The organism is [Actinomadura] parvosata subsp. kistnae (genome assembly GCF_900323885.1).
GTDB classification, from domain to species: domain Bacteria; phylum Actinomycetota; class Actinomycetes; order Streptosporangiales; family Streptosporangiaceae; genus Nonomuraea; species Nonomuraea composti.
This window is the reverse complement of sequence record NZ_OOHJ01000015.1, coordinates 942,332-965,656: the sequence shown is the minus strand read 5'-3', so window position 1 is coordinate 965,656 and position 23,325 is coordinate 942,332. Positions and strand designations below refer to the sequence as shown.

The following is a 23,325-nucleotide window of genomic DNA, read 5'->3' as shown; positions in this document are numbered from 1 at the left end:
CGCCGGCCATGGATCACTCCTCGCCCGGTTCGTCGCCGTCGGCCAGGATCTGGTACAGCTTGCGCCGGGTCTCAACCAGAGTCTTACGCGCTTCGCGGATTTGTGCGTCGTTTCCGGTCTGGAGAACCTGCATCATCGCGAAGGCCGACTGGCGGGCGATGTGCCAGAGATCGGCGGTGTTGTCGTCGATGTCGGGCCGCATCTCGTCCCACGGGGCGCGGACCTCGTCGGCGTGCGCCTCGATGTAGTTGCGGCCCTCCTCGGTGAGGCGGAAGGTCTTGCGGCCCTCGTTCTCCTCGGAGATGACCAGGCCCTCGTCGGTGAGCTGCTGCAGCGCCGGGTAGACGGCGCCGGGGCTGGGCTTCCAGCCGCCCTCGCTGCGCTCGGCGATCTCCTGGATGATCTGGTAGCCGTTGCGCGGCTCCTCGGCGAGCAGGGCCAGGATCGCGGCGCGGACGTCGCCCCGCTTGGCCTTGCGGCCGCGCCCGCCCCAGCCGCGGTGGCCGCCGCCCCACGGCCCTCCGGGGCCGCCGAACGGGCCGCCGCGCCCGAAGTCGAACGGGAACGGGCCCGGCCCGCCCCTCCGGCCCCGATGTCGCCGGTCGTGCGGGCCGCCCCGGTCGCCGCCGCGCTCCCGCCCGCGCCCGCCGAACTGCTCGCCCATGTGCTCGAAGGCGTCGGTCATGGAGTGGAGCGTCTCGCGCAGCGCGCGCTTGTACTCGTGCATGCCGGGCCACGGTCCTGGCCCGCTGGCTGCGAAGTGGTGCGTCATGAGATTTCCTCCTATATCGCGATCTGTTCTCGATGCGTCAAAGATATATCGATAGTGTGTCGTTCGCAAGCGTGGGGCGGGAGTGAGCCAGATCACGAAAAAGTTGCGGAATCCGGGAACAGGATCGGGAGGGGCGTCGTTATTCACAGCAGACGAGGTCGTTCCGCGTCGGCAGGGCTGGGGGGTGCTGTCGCCGCGGAGACGACCTCGTCTGCGTTTGCGGGCACTTTCCCGGCCTGTCCCGGTGGCCGCGCGGCATGCCTCGGCGCGTAAAGGACTTCTTTGCCGTAGGGTCCCGATCATGATGGGGCACACGCACGCGATGACCGGGGCCATCGCCTGGCTGGGGCTGGCTCCGCCCTTGGCGGCACTGCCGCTGCTGAACGAGTCCTCCCGCTTCATCGAGACGGGGATCATGGCCACCGCGCTCAGCCCCGCCGAGCTGATCGCCGGGGCCATCATCTGCGCGGGCGCCGCGATGCTGCCCGACCTCGACCATCCCAGCGCCACGATCGCCCAGACCTTCGGGCCGATCACGTGGGCGCTGAGCAAGCTCGTCTCCTGGATCAGCGGCGGCCACCGCGGGGCCACGCACTCGCTGGCGTTCGCGGTGGCGCTCGGGTTCGGGGCGCACTGGCTGGCCACGACCTATCCGATCGGCCGCGACATCATGGTCGTGCTGCTCATCGGGCTCGCCCTGCGCGCCATCGGCGTCGGCATCCCGGGCAACAAGATCGGCTCCATGATGGTCAACATCGGCATGACCGCCGGGCTGTACGCCGTCTTCATGTCGCTCGACGTGGGATACGCCTGGCTGGGGCTCGCCGTGGCGGTCGGCTGCTTCATCCACGTGGTCGGCGACTGCATGACCGAGCGGGGCTGCCCGGTGCTGTGGCCTTTGGGGGCCAAGTTCGTGCTGCCGTGGAAGATCGGCATCAAGACGGGCAAGAAGTTCGAGCAGAAGATCCTGGCGCCGATCCTGTCGGTGGCGATCATCGGGTTGCTGTTCTGGCGGCTGGCGCCGGTTTAACTTGATGTCGAGATATTCTGGATATATCTTGACGTCGAGACACCTGCTGCCGGGCCAGGTGGTTAGGGTTACCTAACGTGCTGGCTGGTCCCGCAGTGCGGCAGGATTCTGTCTGAACACCTGTCTATGGAGGAGGCGAATCACCGTGTCCGCGAACAGCTTCGGCAGCCGTGACACGCTCCGCGTCGGCGACGCGTCATATGAGATCTTCCGGCTGGACGCCGTCGAGGGCTCCGCGCGCCTCCCGTACAGCCTGAAGATCCTGCTGGAGAACCTCCTCCGCACCGAGGACGGCGCCAACATCACCGCCGACCACATCCGTGCGCTGGGCGAGTGGGACCCGAACGCGGCCCCGAGCGTGGAGATCCAGTTCACGCCCGCCCGCGTCATCATGCAGGACTTCACCGGCGTGCCCTGCGTGGTCGACCTGGCCACCATGCGCGAGGCCGTCCGCGACCTCGGCGGCGACCCCGCGCGGATCAACCCGCTCGCGCCCGCCGAGATGGTCATCGACCACTCGGTCATCGTCGACTACTTCGGCCACCCCGACGCCTTCCAGCGCAACGTCGAGCGCGAGTACGAGCGCAACCGCGAGCGCTACCAGTTCCTGCGCTGGGGCCAGACCGCCTTCGACGAGTTCAAGGTCGTGCCGCCCGGCACCGGCATCGTGCACCAGGTCAACATCGAGCACCTGGCCCGCGTCGTCATGACCCGCGACGGCAAGGCCTACCCCGACACCTGCGTCGGCACCGACTCCCACACCACCATGGAGAACGGCATCGGCGTCCTCGGCTGGGGCGTCGGCGGCATCGAGGCCGAGGCCGCGATGCTCGGCCAGCCGATCTCCATGCTCATCCCGCGCGTGGTCGGCTTCAAGCTCAGCGGCAAGCTGCCCGCCGGCGCCACCGCCACCGACCTGGTGCTCACCATCACCGAGATCCTGCGCAAGCACGGCGTCGTCGGCAAGTTCGTCGAGTTCTACGGCGAGGGCGTCTCCTCCGTGCCGCTCGCCGACCGGGCCACGATCGGCAACATGAGCCCCGAGTTCGGCTCCACCTGCGCGATCTTCCCCATCGACGGCCAGACCGTCGACTACCTGCGCCTGACCGGCCGCTCCGAGGAGCAGATCGCCCTCGTCGAGGCGTACGCCAAGGCCCAGGGCCTCTGGCTCGACCCGTCGGCGCCCGAGCCCGAGTTCTCCGAGTACATCGAGCTCGACCTCGGCACCGTCGTCCCGTCGATCGCCGGCCCCAAGCGGCCCCAAGACCGCATCGTCCTGTCGCAGGCCAAGGCCACCTGGCGGCACGACGTCCAGAACTACGTGAGCGACGGCGTCGACGAGGCCGTCGAGGAGACCTTCCCGGCCTCCGACGCGCCCGCCTCCAACGCCGGCGCCAACGGCGGCCGGCCGCACAAGCCGGTGCCCGTCACGCTGGCCGACGGCACCACCTTCGAGATCGACCACGGCATCGTCTCCATCGCCGCGATCACCTCGTGCACCAACACCTCCAACCCGTACGTCATGCTCGGCGCGGCCCTGCTCGCCCGCAACGCCGTCGAGAAGGGCCTGACCCGCAAGCCGTGGGTGAAGACCTCGCTGGCCCCCGGCTCGCAGGTCGTCACCGGCTACTTCGAGCGCTCCGGCCTCCAGCCGTACCTCGACAAGATCGGCTTCAACCTCGTCGGCTACGGCTGCACCACCTGCATCGGCAACTCGGGCCCGCTCCTCCCGGAGATCTCCGAGGCCATCCAGGCCAACGACCTCGCCGTCACCGCGGTCCTGTCCGGCAACCGCAACTTCGAGGGCCGGATCAACCCCGACGTCAAGATGAACTACCTGGCCTCGCCGCCGCTCGTGGTCGCCTACGCCCTGGCCGGCACCATGGACCTCGACCTCGACACCGAGCCGCTCGGCCTCGGCAACGACGGCAAGCCCGTCTACCTGCGCGACATCTGGCCCTCGCCGGAGGAGATCGCTGCGGTGGTCAACTCCTCGATCGGCCGCGACATGTTCGAGCGCGACTACGCCGACGTGTTCAAGGGCGACGACCACTGGCGCTCGCTGCCGATCCCCACCGGCGACACCTTCGAATGGGACCCCGACAGCACCTACGTGCGCAAGGCGCCCTACTTCGACGGCATGCCGGAGAAGCCCGAGCCTGTCACCGACATCCACGGCGCCCGCGTCCTGGTCAAGGTCGGCGACTCCGTCACCACCGACCACATCTCGCCCGCCGGCTCCATCAAGCCCGGCACCCCCGCCGCCCAGTACCTCCAGGCCAACGGCGTCGAGGTCAAGGACTTCAACTCCTACGGCTCGCGGCGCGGCAACCACGAGGTGATGATCCGCGGCACGTTCGCCAACATCCGCCTGCGCAACCAGATCGCGCCCGGCACCGAAGGCGGCTACACCCGCGACTTCACCCAGCCCGACGCGCCCGTGACGTTCATCTACGACGCCTCCGTCAACTACGCCGCGGCCGGCACCCCGCTGGTCGTGCTGGCCGGCAAGGAGTACGGCTCCGGCTCCTCGCGCGACTGGGCCGCCAAGGGCACCGCGCTGCTCGGCGTGCGCGCCGTCATCGCCGAGTCCTACGAGCGCATCCACCGCTCCAACCTCATCGGCATGGGCGTGCTGCCGCTGCAGTTCCCCGAGGGCGCCTCGGCCGAGGCGCTGGGCCTGACGGGCGAGGAGACGTTCGACATCACGGGCGTCGAAGAGCTCAACAAGGGCACCGGCATCCCGCGGACCGTGCACGTCAAGGCCGGCGATGTCGAGTTCGACGCGGTCGTCCGCATCGACACGCCCGGCGAGGCCGACTACTACCGGCACGGCGGCATCATGCAGTACGTGCTGCGCTCGCTCCTGGCCAAGTGAGCTGAGACTTCCCGTGCTTCCGCCCGGTCATGAGCCGGACGGGAGCCGGGGGTTGGGGGCGTGATCCTCACGCGCCCCCGCATCGGGGGAACCACCCGACACCCTGAGAGCCGCCTCGCGGGACACCCTCCGCGAGGCGGCTCTCCTCATCGGGACGTGTTGCGGTACCGGCGGGTCGCCAGCGGCACGAACACCACCAGCAGCGCCACCGACCAGAGCACGCTCGCCGCCACCGGATGCCGCAACGGCCAGACGTCGCCGCTCTCCGTCGGGTTGCCGAACAGCGCCCGGACGGCGGCCACCACCGCGCTCATCGGATTCCAGTCCGCGACCGGCTTCAGCCACGCCGGCAGGCCCTGCGTCGGGACGAACGTGTTGGCCAGGAACGTCATCGGGAACAACCAGCCGAACGTGGCCGCGTCCGCCTGCGCGCCGCTCTTCACGAACAGGCCGATGTACGTCCCCACCCAGATCATCGCGAACCCGAACAACGCCAGCAGCCCGAAGGCCGCCACCGTCTCCGCCACCGAACCGTGCGCCCGCCAGCCGGCCAGCAGCACTCCTGCCGTCACCATGCCGGCCAGCGACAGCAGGTGCATCGACAGGTCGGCCACGCTCCTGCCCACCAGCACGGCGCTGCGGGCGATCGGCTGGGCGCGGAACCTGTCGATGATGCCGCGCTCCATGTCCTCGCCCACCGCCGTCGCGGCGGCCGTCGCCGTCAGGGCCATGACCTGCATGAAGATGCCCGGCATCAGGAAGTCGCGGTAGTCGCCGCCGCCGGGCAGGGTGATCGCGCTGCCGAACACGTAGCCGAACAGGACCGTCATGATCACCGGGAAGATCAGGAAGGCGGCGATCTCGGCGGGCTGGGCCTTGAGGCGGGAGTAGGTGCGGCCGGCGATGGTGAGCGAGTCGAGCACCGTCCAGCGCAGGGTCTCGTACATGGTGGGCTCCGGTGGGGTGGTGTGCGGGCGGTCGCGTTTCCTCAGGCGGTCAGGCGGGTTCGGGCGGTTCGTCGGGCGGTCTGGCTGGTTCGGGCGGTTCGTCGGGCGGTCTGGCTGGTTCGGGCGTTCCCTCAGGCGGTCAGGCGGAGGAAGACCTCGTCGAGCGTGGGGCGGCGGAGTGCGAGGTCCTCCACGGGGATCCCGGCGGTGGCGAGCGCGCCGGCGACGCGGATCAGCGACTGCGCGCCCTCGGGAGCGGGCACCGTCACCAGCCGATCAGCCTCCGTGGCGGAGCCGGCCGCAGGGTGGGAGCCGGCCTCGTGGAGCGCTCGCAGGGCCGCCGGCACGTCCGCCGGCTCCCTGACCAGGATCCGCACGCGGTCCCCGCCCACCTGCCGCTTGAGCGCGGCCGGCGACCCGGACGCCGCCACCCGCCCCTCCTTCAGCACCACCACCTGGTCGGTCAGGTGATCGGCCTCGTCCAGGTACTGGGTGGTCAGCAGCAGCGTCGTGCCCTCGTTGACCAGCGCGCGCAGCCGCTCCCACAGCTCCATCCGGCTGCGCGGGTCGAGCCCGGTCGTGGGCTCGTCCATGAACAGCACGCGCGGCGCCACGATCAGGCTCGCGGCCAGGTCGAGGCGCCGCCGCATGCCCCCGGAGTACTCCTTGACCGGCCGCCGCGCGGCCCGCGCCAGCCCGAACCGCTCCAGCAGCTCCTCGGCCCGCGCCCTGGCCGCCGCCCTGGGCAGGTGGTAGAGGCGGCCGAACAGCTCCAGGTTCCGCTGCCCGGTCAGCAGCTCGTCCACGGCCGCGTGCTGCCCGGCGAGCCCGATGCGGAAGCGCAGGGCGGCGGCGTCCCGTACCACGTCCAGGCCGGCCACCTCTGCCCGGCCGGCGTCGGGGCGCAGCAGCGTGGCGAGGATCCGGACGGCGGTGGTCTTGCCCGCCCCGTTCGGCCCCAGCAGGCCGCAGACGGTGCCCGCCGGGACGTCCAGGTCGATGCCTCTGAGCGCTTCCGTGCTCGCGTACCGCTTGCGGAGTCCTTCGACGCGGATCACCGCGGCACCTCCTTAACTCTGTTAAATCTAACGGCGTTAAGGGTCTCTCTAACGTTGTTAAGCTGTCAAGCGTGGCTTTGGAGAAAGGCATCATCGTCGCGACCGCGCTCCGCCTGCTCGACGAGTCCGGCCTCGAAGGGCTGACCCTGCGGCGGCTGGCGGCCGAGCTCGGCGTCCAGGCACCCGCCCTCTACTGGCACTTCAAGAGCAAGCAACTGCTGCTCGACGCGATGGCGGCGGCGATGATGGCCGAGCACCTGACCAGGCCCGACCTGGAGGATCCCGCCAAGTGGCGCGAATGGCTGACCGCCTACGCCCACAGCGACCGCGCCATGCTCAACTCCCGCCGCGACGGCGCCCGGCTCGCCGCCGGCACCCGCCCGTCCCCCGAGCTGTTCGCGCTGGTGGAACGGTCGGTGGCGGCTCTCGAACGGGCCGGGTTCGGGGTCGGCGACGCGCTGCGCGGGCTGTTCGCGGTGAGCGGCTACGTGGCCGGGTTCGTGCTGGAGGAGCAGGCCGACCGCGACCGGGGAGCAGAGGGCGAGGGGCCCGACCTCGACGCCTTCCGCGCCGAGCATCCCCGGCTGGCCGCCGGGCTGATGGAGATCGGCGATCCGCAGGGGGATGCGGCGTTCGAGGGCGGGCTGCAGCTCATCCTCGACGGGCTCGAACGGAGGCTGCGCCCCTCAGAAGCCCCCGGCTGATCGCCGCGCCCGGCCTTCCTGACTGATCGCGGCGCCCGGCCTTCCTGACTGATCGCGGCACCGAGCCTCAGGACACCTTGGCTGGTCGCGGTGCCGGGCCGCCGGCGAACAGGCGGGCGACGAGCTCGCCCCGGCTGGAGACCTCCGCCTTGCCGAAGACCGCCTTGAGGTGCCCCCTGACGGTGTGCGGGGAGATGAACAGCGCCTCGGCGATCTCCGAGGTGGCCAGCCCCTGCGCCACGAGCTGGGCGATCTCGAACTCGCGCGGCGTCAGCCCGTACGACTGGGCGACGATGAGCGCCAGGTCGGCGGGGGTGGCCGGCTCGATGACGAGCACGACAGGCCCCGGGCGCCCACCCGACCCGCTCAGGCTGGAGGCACGGCAGCTCAGCCACCGCCCGTCCCGGGTCCGCAGGCGGATACGCGCGTTCCCGCGATCGCGGCCCTGCGCGATGGCCCGCGCCTGGAGCGCCGTCCCGACCAGCCAGATGGGCAACGGCAGCCCGAGCGCCGACGGCGTGGACGGCCCGTCGGGCAACGACGCGAGATGCGCCCGCGCCTCCTCGTTGATCGACGTGGCCGCGCCGTTCTCGTCGAACAGCAGCAGCCCGGGCGCCGACTTCCCGCTCCCGCCGGCCGGCTCGTACGGGGCGGCGAAGCGCCGGAGGCGGTCGGCGAGCGGCTCCGACAGCTCGGCGAGCAACGCGACGTCGTCCGCACCGAACGCGGGCGCGCCACGCAGCCGGAACAGGCTCACCGACCCCCACGGCCGGCCGCCGACCCGCAGCACGGCCCGCAACTCGTCGTCGATGCCCTGCCCGCCGAGCAGGCGACGGAAGCGGGCACTGCGCGCGGGCAGGTCGCCGGTGGCCGCCCGCAGACCGGCCACGGGCACGGGGGCGCGGGCCAGGTCGCGGAACGGCAGGACGTTCTCCTCCAGCAGCTCGCTCTCCCAGTAGGCGCCGCAGCCCTCGCCCGACCCCAGGTTCTCCACCAGCATGGGCGCGGTGACCAGGCCCGTCTCCGGGTCGGTCGCCGACCACACGGCGGCGTCGAACGGCATCAGCCGCCGCAGCCCGGCCGAGACGCGGCTGAAGCAGTCGAGCGGCCCGGTCGCGCGGTCGGCGGCGGCGAGGATCCCGGCGTGGCGATGCGGGCGGGTCACGGGGCCTCCTCGGTTGTGCGCGGCTCGGGTTCTGTGCCGGCTCAGGTTGTGCGCGGTTCGGGTTCTGTGCCGGCTCAGGTTGTGCGTTGCTCAGGCTCTGCGCTGGCTCAGGTTGTGCGTTGCTCGGGCTCTGCGCTGCTCTGGGGCCAGCCTGCCCGGTCGCCCCTTCTTCGCCAACCCCCCGTTTGAGGGGGTCATTCCCCGGACGTTCGGCCGCCGGCGGGGGATGGCTCGCGGTCGCGGCGACCGCGAGGCTCGGACCGACCGCTTGGGACGAGTGCGTGAGATGAAGGAGAACGCCGTGCACATCGCGATCATCGGAGCCGGGGCCGCCGCAGCCGGGCTGCTGGACGCCCTGGCCGTCGGGGAGGCGGAAGGGGAGGAGATCACCGTGTTCGAGCCGGGGCCGAGCCTGTGGCGCGGCCGCCCGTACGGGCCGGACCTGGACAGCGTGCTGGTCAACGCGCCGCCCGCCATCATGTCGATCAGAGCCTCGGACACGCGGCACTACGCCGGCTGGCTGGGCGAGGAGCGTGCCGCCGCCCACCTGGACGACCTGCTGGGCCATCCGCTGGTGCCGCGCGCGCTGTACGGCGAGTACCTGTCCGACACCGCCGAGGCCGCCCTGGCGCGACTGCGGGAGCGCGGCTGGCGGACCCGGGTCGTCGCCTCCCAGGTCGTCGGGGTCACCAGCGCTGCGCCCGGCAGCGTGCCCGGCGCCATGCCGGAGGCCAGGCCCGGCGGTGTGGCCTCGGCCGATGGCGGGTCTCGTCTGAGTGTGCGTACCGCCGACGGGCACGAGTACCCGGCCGGCCAGGTGGTGGTGTGCGTGGGGGCCGGGACGCCGCAGGACCACTACGGGCTGGCCGGCGCGCCGGGGTTCGCCGGTGATCCGTACCCGCTGGCGGCCACGCTGGACGGGGTGCCGGGCGGGGCCGACGTCGCGGTGATCGGCAGCGGGCTGACCGCCGTGGACGTCGTCGTGTCGCTCGCCGCACGCGGACACACCGGACGTATCGTGCTCGTCTCGCGCACCGGCATGCTCCCGGCCGTCTGGCAGCGCCCGCTCGGCCACCAGCGGCGGCACCTCACCGCCGAACGGGTGGAGGCGCTGCGCCGCGAGCGGGGCGCGGTCACGCTCGACGACCTCGCCGCGCTCCTCCGCGCCGAGCTGGACGACGCGGGCGAGGAATACGCCCGCTTCACCGGCGAGCTCCTGTCGTCGGTCTCCGAACCGCCCGCCGAGCGGCTGCGCCGCCAGCTGGCCGCCGTCGGCGACCCCGCGATCGCGCGCCGGGTGCTGCAGGAGGCCGCGCACCAGGTCGGCCCGCTCGCGTGGCGGCTGCTGCCCGAGCCCGATCGCGAACGGCTGCGCCGCCACGCCCGCCTGGCCATCAGCGTGGCCTCGCCCATGGTGCCGGTGAACGCCGTCACCCTGCTGCGCCTGTTCGACGCGGGGCAGCTCGGGGTCGTCGCCGGCGTCCGCAAGATCGAGGCGGTGGAGGGCGGCTTCCGGGTACGGGGCGACGGCGGCGACGTGGACGTGGACGTGGCGATCAACGCCGTCAACCCGCCGCCCCAGGCGGTGCCCGGCGCGGCCGAGCCGCTGGTCACCACGCTCCTCGAAGGCGGCCTGGCCGAGCTGCACCCGTCGGGCGGGCTGGTGCCCCGCGACGGTCGCCTGCACGTGCTGGGGGATCTGGCGGGCGGCGGTTCGTTCATCACCTCCAGCATCCCGGGCCTCGCCGCCCAGGCCACCCGCATCGCCGCCGCCCTGACCCGACGGGCATGAGCGGGAAAGGGCAGGGAGGGGCCGCGCGGCGGGACGAGGACCAAGCGGCGAGCCGGCGCCGGGGCGGCCGTTGCCGGCGCGGTCAAAGACCTTGGCGGCGGGGGCCGTCAAGAGACTTTGGCGGCGGGGGCGTCAGGAGACTTTGGCGGCGGGGCGGACCAGGTGTCGCAGGCGGCGGGTGACGTCGTGGCCAGGCCGCGTCCGAACCAGCGGACCCGACTGGCGCCCCCGCCGTGGCTGCGCCGCTCGCCCGTGTCGCCGGTGGCGCGGATCGCCTCGTCCAGGGCCTGCCAGTCGTCGCCGGTCCGGGCGAGCGAGCCGCGTACGCTGCCCATGAACACCCCGGCCAGGCAGTCGGCCTGCAGCTCGAACCGCCGCCGCAACTCCGTGCGGGCGGCGGGTTCGGCGCGGTGGCGCGCCTCGTAGGCGCGCCGGACGCCGGTGAGGGTCTGCAGGTGGTGGGCGTACTCGTGGGCGGCGACCTTGAACGGATACAGGTCCGTGCGGCCGTCGATCCAGCGGCCGGTCAGCGGGAACACCAGGGTCCTGCTGGGGTGGCAGTAGAACGCGTCCACGTCCGCGAGCGCGACCCCGCACACGGTGCCCTCCTCGGCGTACCGCACGGAGGGCCGTTCGAACCGCGCCCGGGTCCGCGCGAAGTACGCCGACCACGACTTGTCGAGACATTTCACGACCGCGCCCAGGTACTCGCGGGTGCGCGGGATCCCGCCGGCGGTGAGCGGCGTCTCGGGACAGGCGCTGACCCCCAGCTTGCCGGCCTTGCCGGGGAACGCCGGCATGGCGGCGTGTGCGGTCTGAGGGGGCAGGCTCGCGGCGAGGACGAGTGCGGCGAGGATGAGGGGTGAGGATCGCACGGTCGGAAGCTTAGAGCGCGAGGACTGTGACAGGATGAGAGGTGCCACCCGGCGAACTGCTATTTCGCCGGGCGGCAACATCTCATCGCGTGCGCGGTCTCACAGCATGCGCTTCAGCACGGTGACGGCCTCGTCGACCACCTCGCCGGGCGCGCTGCCGACGTAGAAGTCGAAGCGGTCGGGCGAGATGGCGCGCAGTTGCTCCATCATCGCCCAGCTCGTCCTGGCCAGCCCGGTGCCGTCGCGGTCGATGCGGACGTGGGTCATGTAGCCGCGCTCGCGCGTGGTCAGGGGCACCGCGAAGACGATGTCCAGCCGCGACTGGTTGAGGTGGTCGTTGCTGATGATCAACGCGGGGCGGTCGAAGCCCTGCTCGCGACCGGTCGGCCGACCGAATCGGGCGAACCAGATGTCGCCTTTCGCCAGCTTCACTCGTTCTCCTCGGGGAATGTGATGAGGCCCTCCCACTCGGGAGCGATCTGGCGGGAGCGCGGCTTCGGGCCCAGCACGAGCTCTCGCTCCGCGAGATAGTCGGCCCAGCCTTCCGGGTCTTCGCGCTGGGTGCGCTCGATCTGCTCGTTGACGGTCTGCCAGAACAGCTTCTGCTCGTAGTCGGTGATGGCGTCGTTGAGCACTTCGGTCATGTTGCGGCCCTCCTGTCGGGCGATCTTGGCCAGACGGTCTCTCGTCTTGACGCTGACACGGATCGTGGTCGCCGCGTTATGCTTCGCGCTCATATTCCACAGGCTACGTCCGCGTCGGCAGGAACACTATCGCAACGCCATTACTCGCACGGCACTTACGGCAACAGAGAGTAAAGATGGTTGACTCGTCCGCATGACAAATGCGGCATTGGTCCTGATTGTTGGCAGCCTGGCGGTCTTCCTCGGGGCCATCGTGCAAGGTGGCGTCGGGTTCGGGCTCGGCCTGGTCGCGGCCCCCGTGCTCACCATGATGGCCCCCGACCTCATGCCCGGCGCCATCCAGGTGGTCAACATGACGCTCCCGCTGTTCACGCTGGCCGTCGAGTGGCGGCGGGTGGACTGGCGGGGGCTGGGGTTCGCGTTGCTCGGCAGGCTGCCCGGTAGTGCCATTGCCGCAGTCATCGTGGTCTACTTTTCTGTCTACACCAGAGGCATCTTCGTGGCCGTCATGGTGCTGGTCGCGGTGGCGTTGACGGCGCGGGCGCTGAGCGTGCCGCGCAACGGGTACACGATCACGTCGGCGGGGTTCGTCTCGGGCATCACGGGCACCGCCACGGGCATCGGCGGGCCGCCCATCGCGCTGGTGTACCAGAACGCCAAGGGGCCGCAGATCAGGGCCACGCTCGCGATGTTCTTCTGCCTGAGCGCGGCCCAGTCGCTGGTCATCCTGCACCTGGTGGGGGAGCTGCCCGGGCAGGCGCTGCTGACCGGGAGCGTGCTGATCGTGCCCATGGTGCTGGGGTTCCTGGTGTCGGGGCCGCTGCGGCGCTACCTCGACGGGGGGAAGGTGCGGGTGGCGGTGCTGACGGTGGCGGCGTTGTCGGCCGTGGGACTGATCGTCCAGAACGTGATCACCGCCCTGTGAGGCCCGGCCCGGACGGGGACCGGGCCTCGGCAGGGTCAGGACACCGGCGTGTTCATGTCGGTCTGGATCTGCGCCGCCGTGAGGGCGCCGCTGTAGATGCGCACCTCGTCGATCTGCCCGCTGAACACCTGGTTCAGCAGGCCGTTGCCGCCGATCCTGAGCGAGCCGCCGTCCGTGCGGATCGGGCCCGTGACGCTCTGCTGCGCCACCTGCGTGCCGTTGACGTAGAGCCGCAGGGCCGAGCCGTCGTACGTGGCCGCCAGGTGCGACCACGTGTTGAGCGGGAGCGCGGCCGGGCCGGGCAGGTCGGCGGCGGCGGTGGTGTGCAGGCGGGCGTGCGGCCGCTGGTCCGTCGCCCCGGCCGACAGCGCGTACGCCAGCCCGCCCGAGTGCCGCTTCATGACCACGGTACGCCAGCCGCTGACGCTCGACGGGCGCACCCACGCCTCGATCGTCATGCCGGTGGTCAGCCGCAGCCCGGCCGAGTCGGGCACGTCGACGTGGCTGAGCAGGCCGTTGAAGGACAGCGCCCGGCCGTACCTGCCGCTGGAGGTGCGGCTCGTGCCGGTGGCGGTGCCGGTGTTGCCGTTGCCTGAGGCGTCGGTGACGGTGCTGCCGGAGCTCTCGTTCATCCCGTACGCGGCCACCAGCCCGGCCGCCGCCGGCACCGGCGTGTACACGGCCGTGTACGTGGCCGCCGTCGCGGGCGCCACGACCTGGTGCGTCTCGGCCCCGCCGTCGGACCACGACGCGAACGCGTAGCTCTGGCCGCCGGAGGTCTGCGGCGACGGCGCCGTGACCGAGTTGCCGGACCCGACGATCACCGTACGGGTGAACGGCGTGGCCGCCTGCTCGCTGTTGAAGCCGAGCCGCAGCCCCGGAGGGGAGGAGGTGAAGGTCAGCTGCACGGTTCTGGGCTGCAGCAGCACACTCTCGGTGTCGGTCAGCCCGTGCGCGTCGGTGACGGTCAGGCGCAGCTCCAGGTGCGAGGGGTACTCGTGGTCGGGCGCCTGGAAGGTGCCGCTCGCCCCGGTGAACGTGGTGATCTCATGCTCGTGGCAGGTGCTGGGGCAGTGGTGCATGATGAGCGCCCACCTCATGCGCGAGCCCGGGATGGTGCCGTCCTGCGCGTCGCTGCCGCTGCCGGAGAACGCGATCGACTGGCCGACCGCCCAGGTGGTGTCCGCGGTGGGGGTCGTGATGGTGGCCGTGGGGGCGGTGTTGGCCACGTTGATCGTCACGGTGGCGTCGCCCTGGCCGCCGCGGTCGTCGCTCACCCGCAGCCGCACCACCGGGGAGCCGGGTTGCGTGTAGGTGAAGGACGGGGTGGCCGATGTGGAGTCGTCCAGCTCGCCGTCGCCGTCGAGGTCCCAGGCGTAGGTGAGGGGGTCGCCGTCGGCGTCGGAGGAGCGGGCGGCGGAGAAGTTCACCGTGAGCGGGGCGTTGCCGGAGGCCGGGGTGGCGTCGATGACGGCGGTCGGCGGGGTGTTGTCGTAGATGTAGCGGACGATCGTGCCGTTGGTGTAGTCGACCGCGAACAGGTCGCCGCCCGGGCCGATCTCCAGCTCGACGGCGGGGATGCCGGAGTCGAAGTTCGCGACGGTGGCGGGGTCGGGCAGGCCGTTCGCGCCCCTGGTCATCACCCAGACGCACGAGCGGCTGTAGTCGGAGAAGAACAGCGCGCCGTCGTAGGCGTCGGGGTAGTCGCCGCCCTCGTAGAAGGCGACGCCGCTGGAGGAGGAGCCGCCGGTCGGGCAGGGGTCGTTCGGGGCGGGCCTGGAGTTGTGGTTCCAGGCGAAGTACGGGGCGGCGTGCGCGGAGGCGCCGGCCGTGTAGAGGTTCTCGCAGAGGGTCAGGTTGAGGTTGTCGTAGCCGGCCTGGCGGGCCGCGCCCTCGTAGCAGGGCCAGCCGAAGTTGGGGACGCTCGCGGTGGGGGTGGCGATCCGGTTGATCTCCTCGTACGTGCTCCAGCCGACCTCGCCCGACCAGATCTCCGACGTTCCTGGGCGGTTCGTGATGCGGAACGGGTTGCGCAGGCCGTGGGCGACGATCCTGGCGACGTTGGGGTCGGCGCTGCCCGCGTTGGGGTTGCCGGAGGCAGCAGCCCCCGTGTCCGGATTTATCCGGATAACGGTGCCGGACAGTCCGGCCGGGTCCGTGCTGGTGAGGACGTCCTGCGAGCGCAGCGCGCCACCCTCGGCGGCCGGCGGGCTCAGCGCGGTGCCGACCGGGGACGGCGGGTCGCCGCACGGGTTGTCCGGGGTGACGTCGGAGGCCGGCAGGTTGTCCTGCCCGTAGTCGGCGAAGTTGAAGCTCGCGCCGTCGCCGCCGGAGGCGTACAGGGCGCCGTCCGGGCCGAACTGCAGGTCACCCACCGAATGGCTCGGATGCTGCTGGCACCAGTCCGTGATCAGCGGCGTCTCCGCCCCCGACGGGGAGATCACCGACAGGCGCCCGGTGACCAGGCAGCCGTCGGCCGTGGCGCCGGGCGGGGTGGGGCAGGGGTCGTCCGTGCCTCCGGGGGTGCCCCAGCGGGGCGCGGTGCCGCCGGGGACGGCGTCGTAGGCGTACAGGACGAACATCCGCGGATCGGACGGGAAGTCCGGGTGCAACGCCAGGCCGAGCAGGCCGCGGTCCCAGAAGTTGTGCACCTGGGTGCGCAGGTCGGCGTACGTGGTGGGCGTGGTGTCGGCGAGCGAGTCGAACACCTTGATCAGCCCGCTCTTCTCGGCCACGAACACCCGGCCGTCGGGCGAGAACTCGATGTTGGACGGATGGTTGAGCCCGCTGAAGACCGTCTGTTTCTGGAACGACGCGGGTAAGGCCGCCGCCGCCGGTGGAACGTTCCCGGCGATCAGGGCGGCGGACAGGAGCAGGATCGATCCCAGGGCGCTGCAGAGCCGCTTCACGGAACCCCCAGATGGGTGAGAACAGCGTCCCCGCACGCCGAATGGCCTTGATCGATGTATGGCAGATGGCAGGGGGGTTTGTCACGAGTTGTGGCCGGATGTGGACGTCACGGATGTGGACGTCGCGGATGCGGCGGCGGGCATGCGCGCGGCCGCGGAACGTCCGGGCAGCAGGGCGGCCGGGACCAGGCCGAGGGCGGCGAGCCCGGCCAGGACCAGGAGCGTGGGCGACGTCGCGGACCCGCCGGCCAGTGCGGATGCGGAGCCGGCAACGGCGCTCGCCGCGGCGGGCGCGGACCCGGCTGCGACGCTCGCCACGGCGGGCGCGGACCCGGCTGCGACGCTCGCCACGGTGGGCGCGGATCCGGCCATGACGCCGGCCGCGACGGCGATGCCGACGGTCGGGCCGACGTTCATGGCGGTCTGCTTGAGGCCCCCGACGACCCCGGCGTACGCGGGCGGGGCGTCCCGCACGACGGTCCCCGTGGCCGTGACCATGACGGTGGCGAAACCCGCGCCGAGCACGGCGAACACGATGCTCATGGCCGGCCACGTACTGGCCGGTCCGAGCCGGGACAGGCCCGCGATGCCGAGCACGACGAGGAGCGTCCCGGCGACGGCGGTGCGCCGCGCCCCGAACCGGCGCAGCGCCACGCTCACCAGAGGCGCGCCGACGACCATGACCGCCGTCATCGGCAACACCCGCAGACCGGCGTCGAACGGGTCCAGCCCGAGGACGTCCTGCAGCAGGAACGTGCCCGTGAACAACGCACCGAAGATGCCGCCCATGACCACGAGCAGGAGCGCCATCGACGCGATCACCGGCGTCGAGCGGGCCACGGCGGACGGCACGAGCGGCTGCTCGGTCCGGCGCTGATGCACGCCGAACAGCAACGCCACCCCTGCTGCGGCCAGGAGCCCGAGCAACGTCGGCGCGGCCACCCAGCTGTGCGCCGGCACGCCGACCAGCGCGTAGACGGCGAGCGCGAGTGACGCGGCGAGCAGCACCGGGCCGACGAACCCGAGCGGCCGTTCACCGCCATCGGCCCGACGGGGTGGCGTGCCGACATCGGCCCGACGGGACGTCGGGCTGGCATCGGTCGGACGGGGTGGCGGCCCGGCGTCGGCGCCTGCGGAGGCGGAGGTGGTGTCGGTCGGTTCGTGCGTGGGTGCGGCGCTGATGGTGTCGGTACGGCCGTGCGCGGGCGTGGCACTGATGGCGTCGGTACGGGGCTGGGTGGCGGCGACCTCCCGTACGGTGGCGGTGAGTACGGCGATCACCGCCGCGACCGGGATGTTGATCAGGAACACGGCCCGCCAGCCGAACTGCGCGACGAGGACGCCGCCGAGCACTGGCCCGGCCGCAGCGGCCACCCCGATCGCGCTGGTACGGATCGCGATCGCCGAGTTGACCCGGTCGGCCGGGTAAGCCAGCCGCAGCAGCGCCAGCGTCGCGGGCTGCAGGAGCGCACCGAACAGGCCCTGCAGCACCCTCAGCCCGATCACCCAGCCGACACCCGAGGCCAGCGCGATGCCGGCCGAGGTGGCGCCGAAGCCGAGGGCGCCGATGAGGAGCAGCCGTGAATGGCCGTGCCGGTCGCCCAGGCGGCCGGCGATGACGAGCAGGGCGGCCACCGCGAGCAGGTATCCGGTGCTGGTCCACTGGACCTGGGCGACGCTCGCGCCGAGGTCGCGTTGCAGGTCGGGCTGGGCCACGATGAGGACGGTGCCGTCCAGGGCGACGATCATGGCGCCGGTGACGCTGGCGGCCAGCGCCGGCACCGGCCGACGTCTCACGGATCCGGCAGGGCGCCCTCCGCGCGGAGCCCGGCCTTCCGCCGTCCCGGAGAATGAGGCACGCCGTCGTCTCGCGGACCTGGCGGGGCTCATGAGGGCACCGGCCCCAGGTGCGCGTTCAGCGCCGCACTGAGAAGCCGGTCGAGCCGACCGCCCCCGCGGCCGTCATCGTCGTCGGGCGGTGCGGTGGTCAGGGCGAGGGGCAGGCTGCCCCACGTCCAGAGCTGTGCGATGCCGTGCACGTTCGCCCACAGGGCAGCCGCGGTCACCGCCGGATCCTCGGCCCGCACCTGCCCGACCAGCCCGACGATGTGCTCGAACAGCGGCAGGGTCGACTCCCGCAACCGCGGCGCGTCCCCGGCGGCCTGGCCGGTGCTGTCGAGGAGGTCGTGCCGGAACATCAGCTCGAACATGCCGCGACACTCCTGCGCGTACCGGACGTAGGCCCGCGCCAGGGCGTGCAACTGGCCGCGCGGAGAGTCCGCCTCCCGCGTGGCGGCGGCGAAGCGGGAGCGCAGGTCGGCGAAGCCGCGGTGGGCGATGGCGGACAGCAGGGCGTGGTGGGTGGGGAAGTAGCGGCGCGGGGCGCCGTGCGAGACGCCCGCCGCCCGGGCGATCTCCCGCAGCCCGACCTGGGAGGCCCCGCGGCTGGTCACCAGCTCCACGCCGAGGTCGATGAGCCGTTCCCGGAGGGAACCTGCCGTGGGTGTGGCCGGATCTGCCGGGTGCGTAGATGAGCCTGCCGTGTCCGAGGACGAGTCTGCCGTGTCTGTGGACGAGCCTGCCGGGCCCGTGGACGAATCTGCCGGGTCCCTGGACGAACCTGCCGTGTGCATAGACAGTGTCTACCGGTTGGCGTAGACATTGTCTACTCGCACAAATCTCGCGACGCATTTTGGGTGGTTGGCGCCATCAGTCCCGAACGTTCGGCCCTGGCATCGTGGCGGCACGTACCACTGATCAAGGGAGACCGTGGATGAATGACGGGATGAGGGCGGGCGCGTCGGTCACCGGGCTCGGCGCCACCACACCCCTGGGCGGGGACGTGCCGTCGACCTGGGCCGGCCTGCTGGAGGGCCGGTCCGGCATCGTGGCGCTGGAGGAGGACTGGGCGTTCGACCTGCCGGTACGGATGGGCGGCCGGATGCGTACGGACCCGGTCGAGGTGCTGGGCCGGGTCCGGGCCCGCCGCCTTGACCGCTGCGCGCAGGCCGCCCTGGTGGCGGCCCGGGAGGCGTGGGCGGACGCCGGCGCCCCGGAGGTGGAGCCGGAGCGGCTGGCCGTGGTCGTCGGTACGGGTGTCGGGGGCGTGCTGACCACCCTGGAGCAGGACGATCTGCTCGAATCGGCGGGGGCGCGGAAGGTGTCGCCGTACACGGTGCCCATGCTCATGCCCAACGGGCCCGCGGCCGAGATCAGCATCGAGTTCGGGGCGCGCGGCGGGGCGTACACGCCGGTCAGCGCCTGCGCCTCGGGCGCGGAGGCGATCGCGATGGGCCTGGACCTGATCCGGTTCGGCCGGGCCGACGTGGTGATCGCGGGCGGCGCGGAGGCGTGCCTGCATCCGCTGACGCTCGCCGGGTTCGCCCAGGCCAGGGCGCTGTCCAGGAGCGACGGCGCGCCCGAGGAGGCGTCGCGGCCGTTCGACCGGGGGCGGGACGGGTTCGTCCTGTCCGAGGGGGCCGCCATGGTGATCCTGGAGCGGGCGGAGTTCGCGGCGGCGCGCGGCGCGGGCGCGTACGCCACCCTGGCCGGGGCCGGCACCACCTCCGACGCGTACCACATCACCGCCGGTTCCTCGGAGGGGCAGGCGCGGGCGATTCGGCTGGCCCTCGACTCGGCCGGGCTGAGCGGCCGCGACGTGCAGCACGTCAGCGCGCACGCCACGTCCACCCCGCCCGGGGACGTCACGGAGGCCGCCTCGATCAGCCGGGCGGTCGGCACGCACGCCGCCGTCACCGCCATCAAGTCGATGACCGGCCACCTGTGCGGAGCCTCGGGGGCGCTGGGCGCCGTCGCCACCGCCCTCACCCTGCGCGACGGCATCATCCCCGCCACCCGCAACCTGGACGACCCGGACCCCGAGATCGCGCTCGACATCGTGACGGGACGGCCGCGCCGGGCCCGCCCGTCGGTGGCGCTGCTGAACTCCTTCGGATTCGGCGGCCACAACACCGCGCTCGTCCTCACCGCCGCGTCCTGATGCCGGCTTGACTTCGGGCGACCACGACACCCGCTTGTCCGCACCGCCGCCCTCTGACGCCGGCTTGACTTCAAGTCGGCTTGAAGGCCCAAGATCCTGAACGTGAACGAGAACCAGACGACCAGTCGTATCGCCACGGACACCGCCGCGCTCATCGGCCTGCTCGACCGCGCGGACAGTCTGCCCGGAGCGGAGAAACTACGCACCCGTTCGTACGAGCTGCTCGGCGCCGGGCCGGGCACGGTCGTGGCCGACGTCGGCTGCGGCGCCGGCCGCGCGGTCGCGGAGCTGGCCGGGCGGGGCGCGCAGGCCGTCGGGGTGGACCCCGACGAGCGGATGATCACCGTGGCCGCCGGGCGCTGGCCCGACGCGGACTTCCGCCTGGCCGGCGCCTACGACCTGCCCTTCGCCGACGGCTCCCTGCACGGCTACCGGGCCGACAAGGTGTACCACGTCCTGGACGACCCGGCCCGCGCCCTCGCCGAGGCGCGCCGTGTGCTCGCCCCCGGCGGCCGCATCGTGCTCATCGGCCAGGACTGGGACACCATCGTCATCGACGCCGACGACGCTACGCTCACCCGTACCATCGTGCACGCCCGCGCCGACCTGGTGCCCTCGCCCCGCGTCGTCCGCCGGACCCGCAACCTCCTCCTCGACGCGGGCTTCACCGACGTCACCTGCGAGGTCCACACCCAGGTCTTCACCGACGAGGCGATGGTGCCCGTCCTGGCGAACCTGGCGGACATGTCCCGCACGGCCGGGGCGATCACCGCCGAGCAGGCCGAGAGCTGGGTCGCCGAGCAGCGCGAACGGGGGCGGCGCGGCCGGCTGTTCCTGGCCCTGCCGATGTTCGTGACGGCGGCCACACGAGCCTGACCACCCGCACCCGACCACCCGCCCTGCCCCGCCCTGCTCGCGAGCGTGGGTGGATACTTCGATTATGGATGTTCGAGCCCATGCCGACGCCTGGCTGGCGGCGTGGCAGCGCCGCGACCTCGATGCGATCATGGCCTGCTACGCCGACGACGTCGACTTCACCGCCTCCACCGTGGCCCGCCGCTGGGGACGCGCCGACGGCCGGTTGCGCGGCAAGGCGGAGCTGCGCAGGCACTTCGAGCTGGGTCTGGAGCTGGCCCCGGACCTGACGTTCACGGAGGAGGCGCTGCTGACCAGCCCGGGCGGGTACGCGCTGCTGTACCGGCGCGAGAACGGCAACTGCGTCCTCGACGTCGTCGAGCTGGACCAGGACGGGCACGCCGCCCGCGTCCAAGCGTTCTACGAGAGCCCGCAGCAGTGATGACCTGATCGCCCGTCGCCGCGGCGTGCTGAAAAGGGCCGCACGCCTACCCGGGGTCGGGGTCGGGGTCGAGCGGGGGCGGGAGCGTGGACCCGGGCTCGGACACGGCGGGCGGGGCGGACACGGCGGGCGGGACGGACACGGCGGGCGGGGCGGACACGGCGGGCGGGGCGGACACGGCGGGCGGGGCGGACACGGCGGACGGGGAGGACAGGGCGGCCTGCCCGGGCCCGGATAGGGTGGACAGGGCCGCCTGCTGGCGTCGATGCAGGGCGCCCGCCTCCGCGCGGAGTGCGCGCAGCCGGGCGCGCATGCGCAGCCGGCTCCACCACGGGTGCCAGAGCGCCTGGAGGAGGAGCTGGGTGGTCGCCTCCCGGTAGTCGTCGCAGGCGGCGGTGAGCACGTCGAGGTCCGCCTCGTCGAGGACGCCCCCGAGGCGGAGGTCGACGAGGCGCAGCACCTCGCACTGGAACGCCTGCTTCTCGCCGCCGCCCGCGAAGTCGAGGACCCTGCGCGGCACGCCGGCGGACAAGGCGCTCACGACCAGGGCGTCGAGCGCTTCGCGTAACGCGCGTTCGGCGTCCGTGCCGTCCTCGAGGCGTACCGACAGCCCGAAGTGCGCTGCGACAGACGACCGGCCCCGCCGCCCGTCCCCGGCCTTCCTCGGGGCGAGGTCGAGCTGGCCGTCCCGGACGGCGGCGACGCGCTGGAGCCGCTGCTGCACGTCGGCGCGCAGCTGGCGGCGTTCCTGGTGACGCGACAGGTACGTGGTCACCACGGCCCCCACGACCCCGCCGGCCGTGGTGTACACGAGATCGATCAGCTCAGCCATCGCCACCCGGCCCGCCGGACACAAGATCCATCCTGGCATTCTCCCCGGAAAGGCCCCCGGCCGCGCCCATGGGCGCCGCCGTCACGCCGCCTCGCGCCCGTTCGAGGGCAGCCGTGCGACCCCGCCCGGCTCCGCGCCACGCCCCGCCGGACGACCCCGGCGGCGACGGTACGGAGTCCAGCAGGTTGACCTGACGTTTCTGGATTGTTACCCGAAACAACAAATCCGCCGCCGTCACCCCCTTCCCATGCGGTCCATCCCGGAATACGTTGCCGCAAACAACATTCATCCGGGCCCCTCCGGAAGAAAGGACCCTGCACCATGCGCAAGGGGATCCTCAGCCTGACCGCCGCGGCAGCCGCGCTCGCGCTCGGTCTTACCGCCTGCGGGGGCGACAGCGGTCAGACCACGACCTCGTCCGCCTCGGCCACAGGAGCGGCCACAGAAGCGGCCAAGGCCGGCAAGATCGGCGTCATCCTCCCGGACAGCAAGTCCTCCGCCCGGTGGGAGACGGCTGACCGCAAGTACCTGGAAGAGGCGTTCAAGGCCGCCGGCGTCCAGTACGACATCCAGAACGCCCAGAACGACAAGACGGCGTTCCAGACCATCGCCGACCAGATGATCACTAACGGCGCCACCGTCCTGATGATCGTGAACCTGGACAGCGGCACCGGCAAGACGGTCATCGAAAAGGCCAAGTCGCAGGGCGTGGCCACGATCGACTACGACCGGCTGACGCTCGGCGGCGGCGCCGCCTACTACGTCAGCTTCGACAACACCAAGGTGGGCACGCTCCAGGGCGAGGGCCTGGTCAAGTGCCTCACTGACAAGAAGGCCGAGAAGCCGATCGTCGCCTACCTGAACGGCTCGCCGACCGACAACAACGCGACCCTGTTCAAGGCCGGTTACGACGGTGTGCTCAAGCCCAAGTTCGACGCGGGCGAGTACGTCAAGGGCCCCGAGCAGTCGGTGCCCGACTGGGACAACACCCAGGCCGGAACGCTCTTCGAGCAGATGCTGACCGAGCAGCCGAAGATCGCCGGGGTGCTGGCCGCCAACGACGGCCTCGGCAACGCCGCCATCACCGTGCTGAAGAAGAACAAGCTCAACGGCAAGGTGCCGGTGACGGGCCAGGACGCCACCGTCCAGGGCCTGCAGAACATCTTGGCGGGCGACCAGTGCATGACCGTCTACAAGGCGGTCAAGAAGGAGGCCGACGCGGCGGCCAAGCTCGCCGTCGCGCTGGCCAAGGGTGAGAAGCCCACGGCGAGCAGCAGCGTCAAGGACCCGGAGTCGGGTCAGGACGTGCCCGCCGAGCTGATGGAGCCGCAGGCCATCTACCTCGACAACGTCAAGGACGTGGTGGCCGACGGTTACGTCACCAAGGAGGAACTGTGCACCGGCGACTTCGCCGCCAAGTGCACCGAGGCTGGAATTCAATAACACAGAGGGGTACGGCCCGCGCCACGAGCGGGGGCCGTGCCCTCGTTTAGGGAG

The 23,325-nt window shown here is 72.1% G+C and carries 20 protein-coding genes; 9 read left to right on the top strand and 11 right to left on the bottom strand.

Features of this window, described 5'->3' with window-relative positions:
- Positions 1-13: 13 nt before the first annotated feature.
- Complete coding sequence (locus KIS93_RS19095; RefSeq protein ID WP_155126339.1) at positions 14-772, bottom strand: PadR family transcriptional regulator; 759 nt, start codon at positions 770-772, stop codon at positions 14-16.
- 301 nt (positions 773-1,073) lie between these two features.
- On the opposite strand from KIS93_RS19095, the gene KIS93_RS19090 reads away from it, so the two are divergent.
- Positions 1,074-1,802 (top strand): metal-dependent hydrolase, encoded by a 729-nt coding sequence (locus KIS93_RS19090; protein WP_080036321.1) that lies wholly within the window; start codon positions 1,074-1,076, stop codon positions 1,800-1,802.
- Between the two features lie 139 nt (positions 1,803-1,941).
- Complete coding sequence (gene acnA / locus KIS93_RS19085; protein ID WP_222107547.1) at positions 1,942-4,680, top strand: aconitate hydratase AcnA; 2,739 nt, start codon at positions 1,942-1,944, stop codon at positions 4,678-4,680.
- Positions 4,681-4,826: 146 nt separating this feature from the next.
- Here the strand turns inward: acnA and KIS93_RS19080 are convergent, their stop codons facing one another.
- Together KIS93_RS19080 and KIS93_RS19075 are read right to left on the bottom strand one after the other, a co-directional pair.
- Complete coding sequence (locus tag KIS93_RS19080) at positions 4,827-5,627, bottom strand: ABC transporter permease (protein WP_080036323.1); 801 nt, start codon at positions 5,625-5,627, stop codon at positions 4,827-4,829.
- Between the two features lie 131 nt (positions 5,628-5,758).
- Positions 5,759-6,685 (bottom strand): ATP-binding cassette domain-containing protein, encoded by a 927-nt coding sequence (locus KIS93_RS19075; protein ID WP_080036324.1) that lies wholly within the window; start codon positions 6,683-6,685, stop codon positions 5,759-5,761.
- A 71-nt stretch (positions 6,686-6,756) separates the two neighbouring features.
- Between KIS93_RS19075 and KIS93_RS19070 the strand changes: the two genes are divergently transcribed.
- On the top strand, positions 6,757-7,389 hold the full coding sequence (locus KIS93_RS19070) for a TetR/AcrR family transcriptional regulator C-terminal domain-containing protein (RefSeq protein ID WP_230465928.1): 633 nt from the start codon (positions 6,757-6,759) through the stop codon (positions 7,387-7,389).
- A gap of 67 nt (positions 7,390-7,456) precedes the next feature.
- Here the strand turns inward: KIS93_RS19070 and KIS93_RS19065 are convergent, their stop codons facing one another.
- A complete protein-coding gene (locus KIS93_RS19065; protein WP_222107526.1) occupies positions 7,457-8,554 on the bottom strand; it encodes a helix-turn-helix transcriptional regulator in 1,098 nt (365 codons plus the stop codon).
- A gap of 301 nt (positions 8,555-8,855) precedes the next feature.
- On the opposite strand from KIS93_RS19065, the gene KIS93_RS19060 reads away from it, so the two are divergent.
- Complete coding sequence (locus KIS93_RS19060) at positions 8,856-10,346, top strand: FAD/NAD(P)-binding protein (protein WP_080046404.1); 1,491 nt, start codon at positions 8,856-8,858, stop codon at positions 10,344-10,346.
- Positions 10,347-10,453: 107 nt separating this feature from the next.
- Here KIS93_RS19060 and KIS93_RS19055 read toward each other — a convergent pair whose 3' ends face one another.
- The 3 genes from KIS93_RS19055 to KIS93_RS19045 all read right to left on the bottom strand — a co-directional run bounded on the left by KIS93_RS19055 (position 10,454) and on the right by KIS93_RS19045 (position 11,958).
- Positions 10,454-11,221, bottom strand: coding sequence for a neutral zinc metallopeptidase (locus KIS93_RS19055; protein WP_246005318.1), 768 nt, complete (start codon positions 11,219-11,221; stop codon positions 10,454-10,456).
- Between the two features lie 99 nt (positions 11,222-11,320).
- The gene (locus KIS93_RS19050) at positions 11,321-11,653 is read right to left on the bottom strand and encodes a type II toxin-antitoxin system PemK/MazF family toxin (protein ID WP_186404314.1); all 333 of its coding nucleotides are present in this window, start codon (positions 11,651-11,653) and stop codon (positions 11,321-11,323) included.
- A complete protein-coding gene (locus KIS93_RS19045; RefSeq protein ID WP_186404313.1) occupies positions 11,650-11,958 on the bottom strand; it encodes an alkaline phosphatase family protein in 309 nt (102 codons plus the stop codon). The genes KIS93_RS19050 and KIS93_RS19045 overlap by 4 nt, the downstream gene beginning before the upstream one ends.
- Before the next feature lie 115 nt (positions 11,959-12,073).
- On the opposite strand from KIS93_RS19045, the gene KIS93_RS19040 reads away from it, so the two are divergent.
- Positions 12,074-12,790 carry a sulfite exporter TauE/SafE family protein gene (locus KIS93_RS19040; RefSeq protein WP_080036328.1) on the top strand — a complete coding sequence of 239 codons (717 nt, stop codon included), beginning with the start codon at positions 12,074-12,076 and terminating at the stop codon, positions 12,788-12,790.
- Positions 12,791-12,825: 35 nt separating this feature from the next.
- On the opposite strand, the gene KIS93_RS19035 is transcribed toward KIS93_RS19040, so the two are convergent.
- From KIS93_RS19035 to KIS93_RS19025, 3 genes are all read right to left on the bottom strand, one after another.
- Positions 12,826-15,699, bottom strand: coding sequence for a LamG-like jellyroll fold domain-containing protein (locus tag KIS93_RS19035; RefSeq protein ID WP_222107525.1), 2,874 nt, complete (start codon positions 15,697-15,699; stop codon positions 12,826-12,828).
- 81 nt (positions 15,700-15,780) lie between these two features.
- Positions 15,781-17,496, bottom strand: coding sequence for an MFS transporter (locus KIS93_RS19030; protein WP_222107524.1), 1,716 nt, complete (start codon positions 17,494-17,496; stop codon positions 15,781-15,783).
- Positions 17,497-17,585: 89 nt separating this feature from the next.
- On the bottom strand, positions 17,586-18,173 hold the full coding sequence (locus KIS93_RS19025; RefSeq protein ID WP_268967002.1) for a TetR/AcrR family transcriptional regulator: 588 nt from the start codon (positions 18,171-18,173) through the stop codon (positions 17,586-17,588).
- Positions 18,174-18,472: 299 nt separating this feature from the next.
- Here KIS93_RS19025 and KIS93_RS19020 point away from each other — a divergent pair, with 299 nt between their 5' ends.
- From KIS93_RS19020 to KIS93_RS19010, 3 genes are all read left to right on the top strand, one after another.
- On the top strand, positions 18,473-19,699 hold the full coding sequence (locus KIS93_RS19020) for a beta-ketoacyl-[acyl-carrier-protein] synthase family protein (RefSeq protein ID WP_230465931.1): 1,227 nt from the start codon (positions 18,473-18,475) through the stop codon (positions 19,697-19,699).
- Between the two features lie 102 nt (positions 19,700-19,801).
- Positions 19,802-20,575 (top strand): methyltransferase domain-containing protein, encoded by a 774-nt coding sequence (locus tag KIS93_RS19015; protein ID WP_080036331.1) that lies wholly within the window; start codon positions 19,802-19,804, stop codon positions 20,573-20,575.
- A 64-nt stretch (positions 20,576-20,639) separates the two neighbouring features.
- Entirely contained in the window at positions 20,640-20,996 is a 357-nt protein-coding gene (locus KIS93_RS19010) for a YybH family protein (RefSeq protein ID WP_080036332.1), read from the top strand.
- 46 nt (positions 20,997-21,042) lie between these two features.
- Here KIS93_RS19010 and KIS93_RS19005 read toward each other — a convergent pair whose 3' ends face one another.
- Entirely contained in the window at positions 21,043-21,828 is a 786-nt protein-coding gene (locus tag KIS93_RS19005) for a hypothetical protein (protein ID WP_186404312.1), read from the bottom strand.
- A gap of 321 nt (positions 21,829-22,149) precedes the next feature.
- Here KIS93_RS19005 and KIS93_RS19000 point away from each other — a divergent pair, with 321 nt between their 5' ends.
- A complete protein-coding gene (locus KIS93_RS19000; RefSeq protein WP_080036333.1) occupies positions 22,150-23,271 on the top strand; it encodes a sugar ABC transporter substrate-binding protein in 1,122 nt (373 codons plus the stop codon).
- The last annotated feature ends 54 nt before the right edge of the window (positions 23,272-23,325 follow it).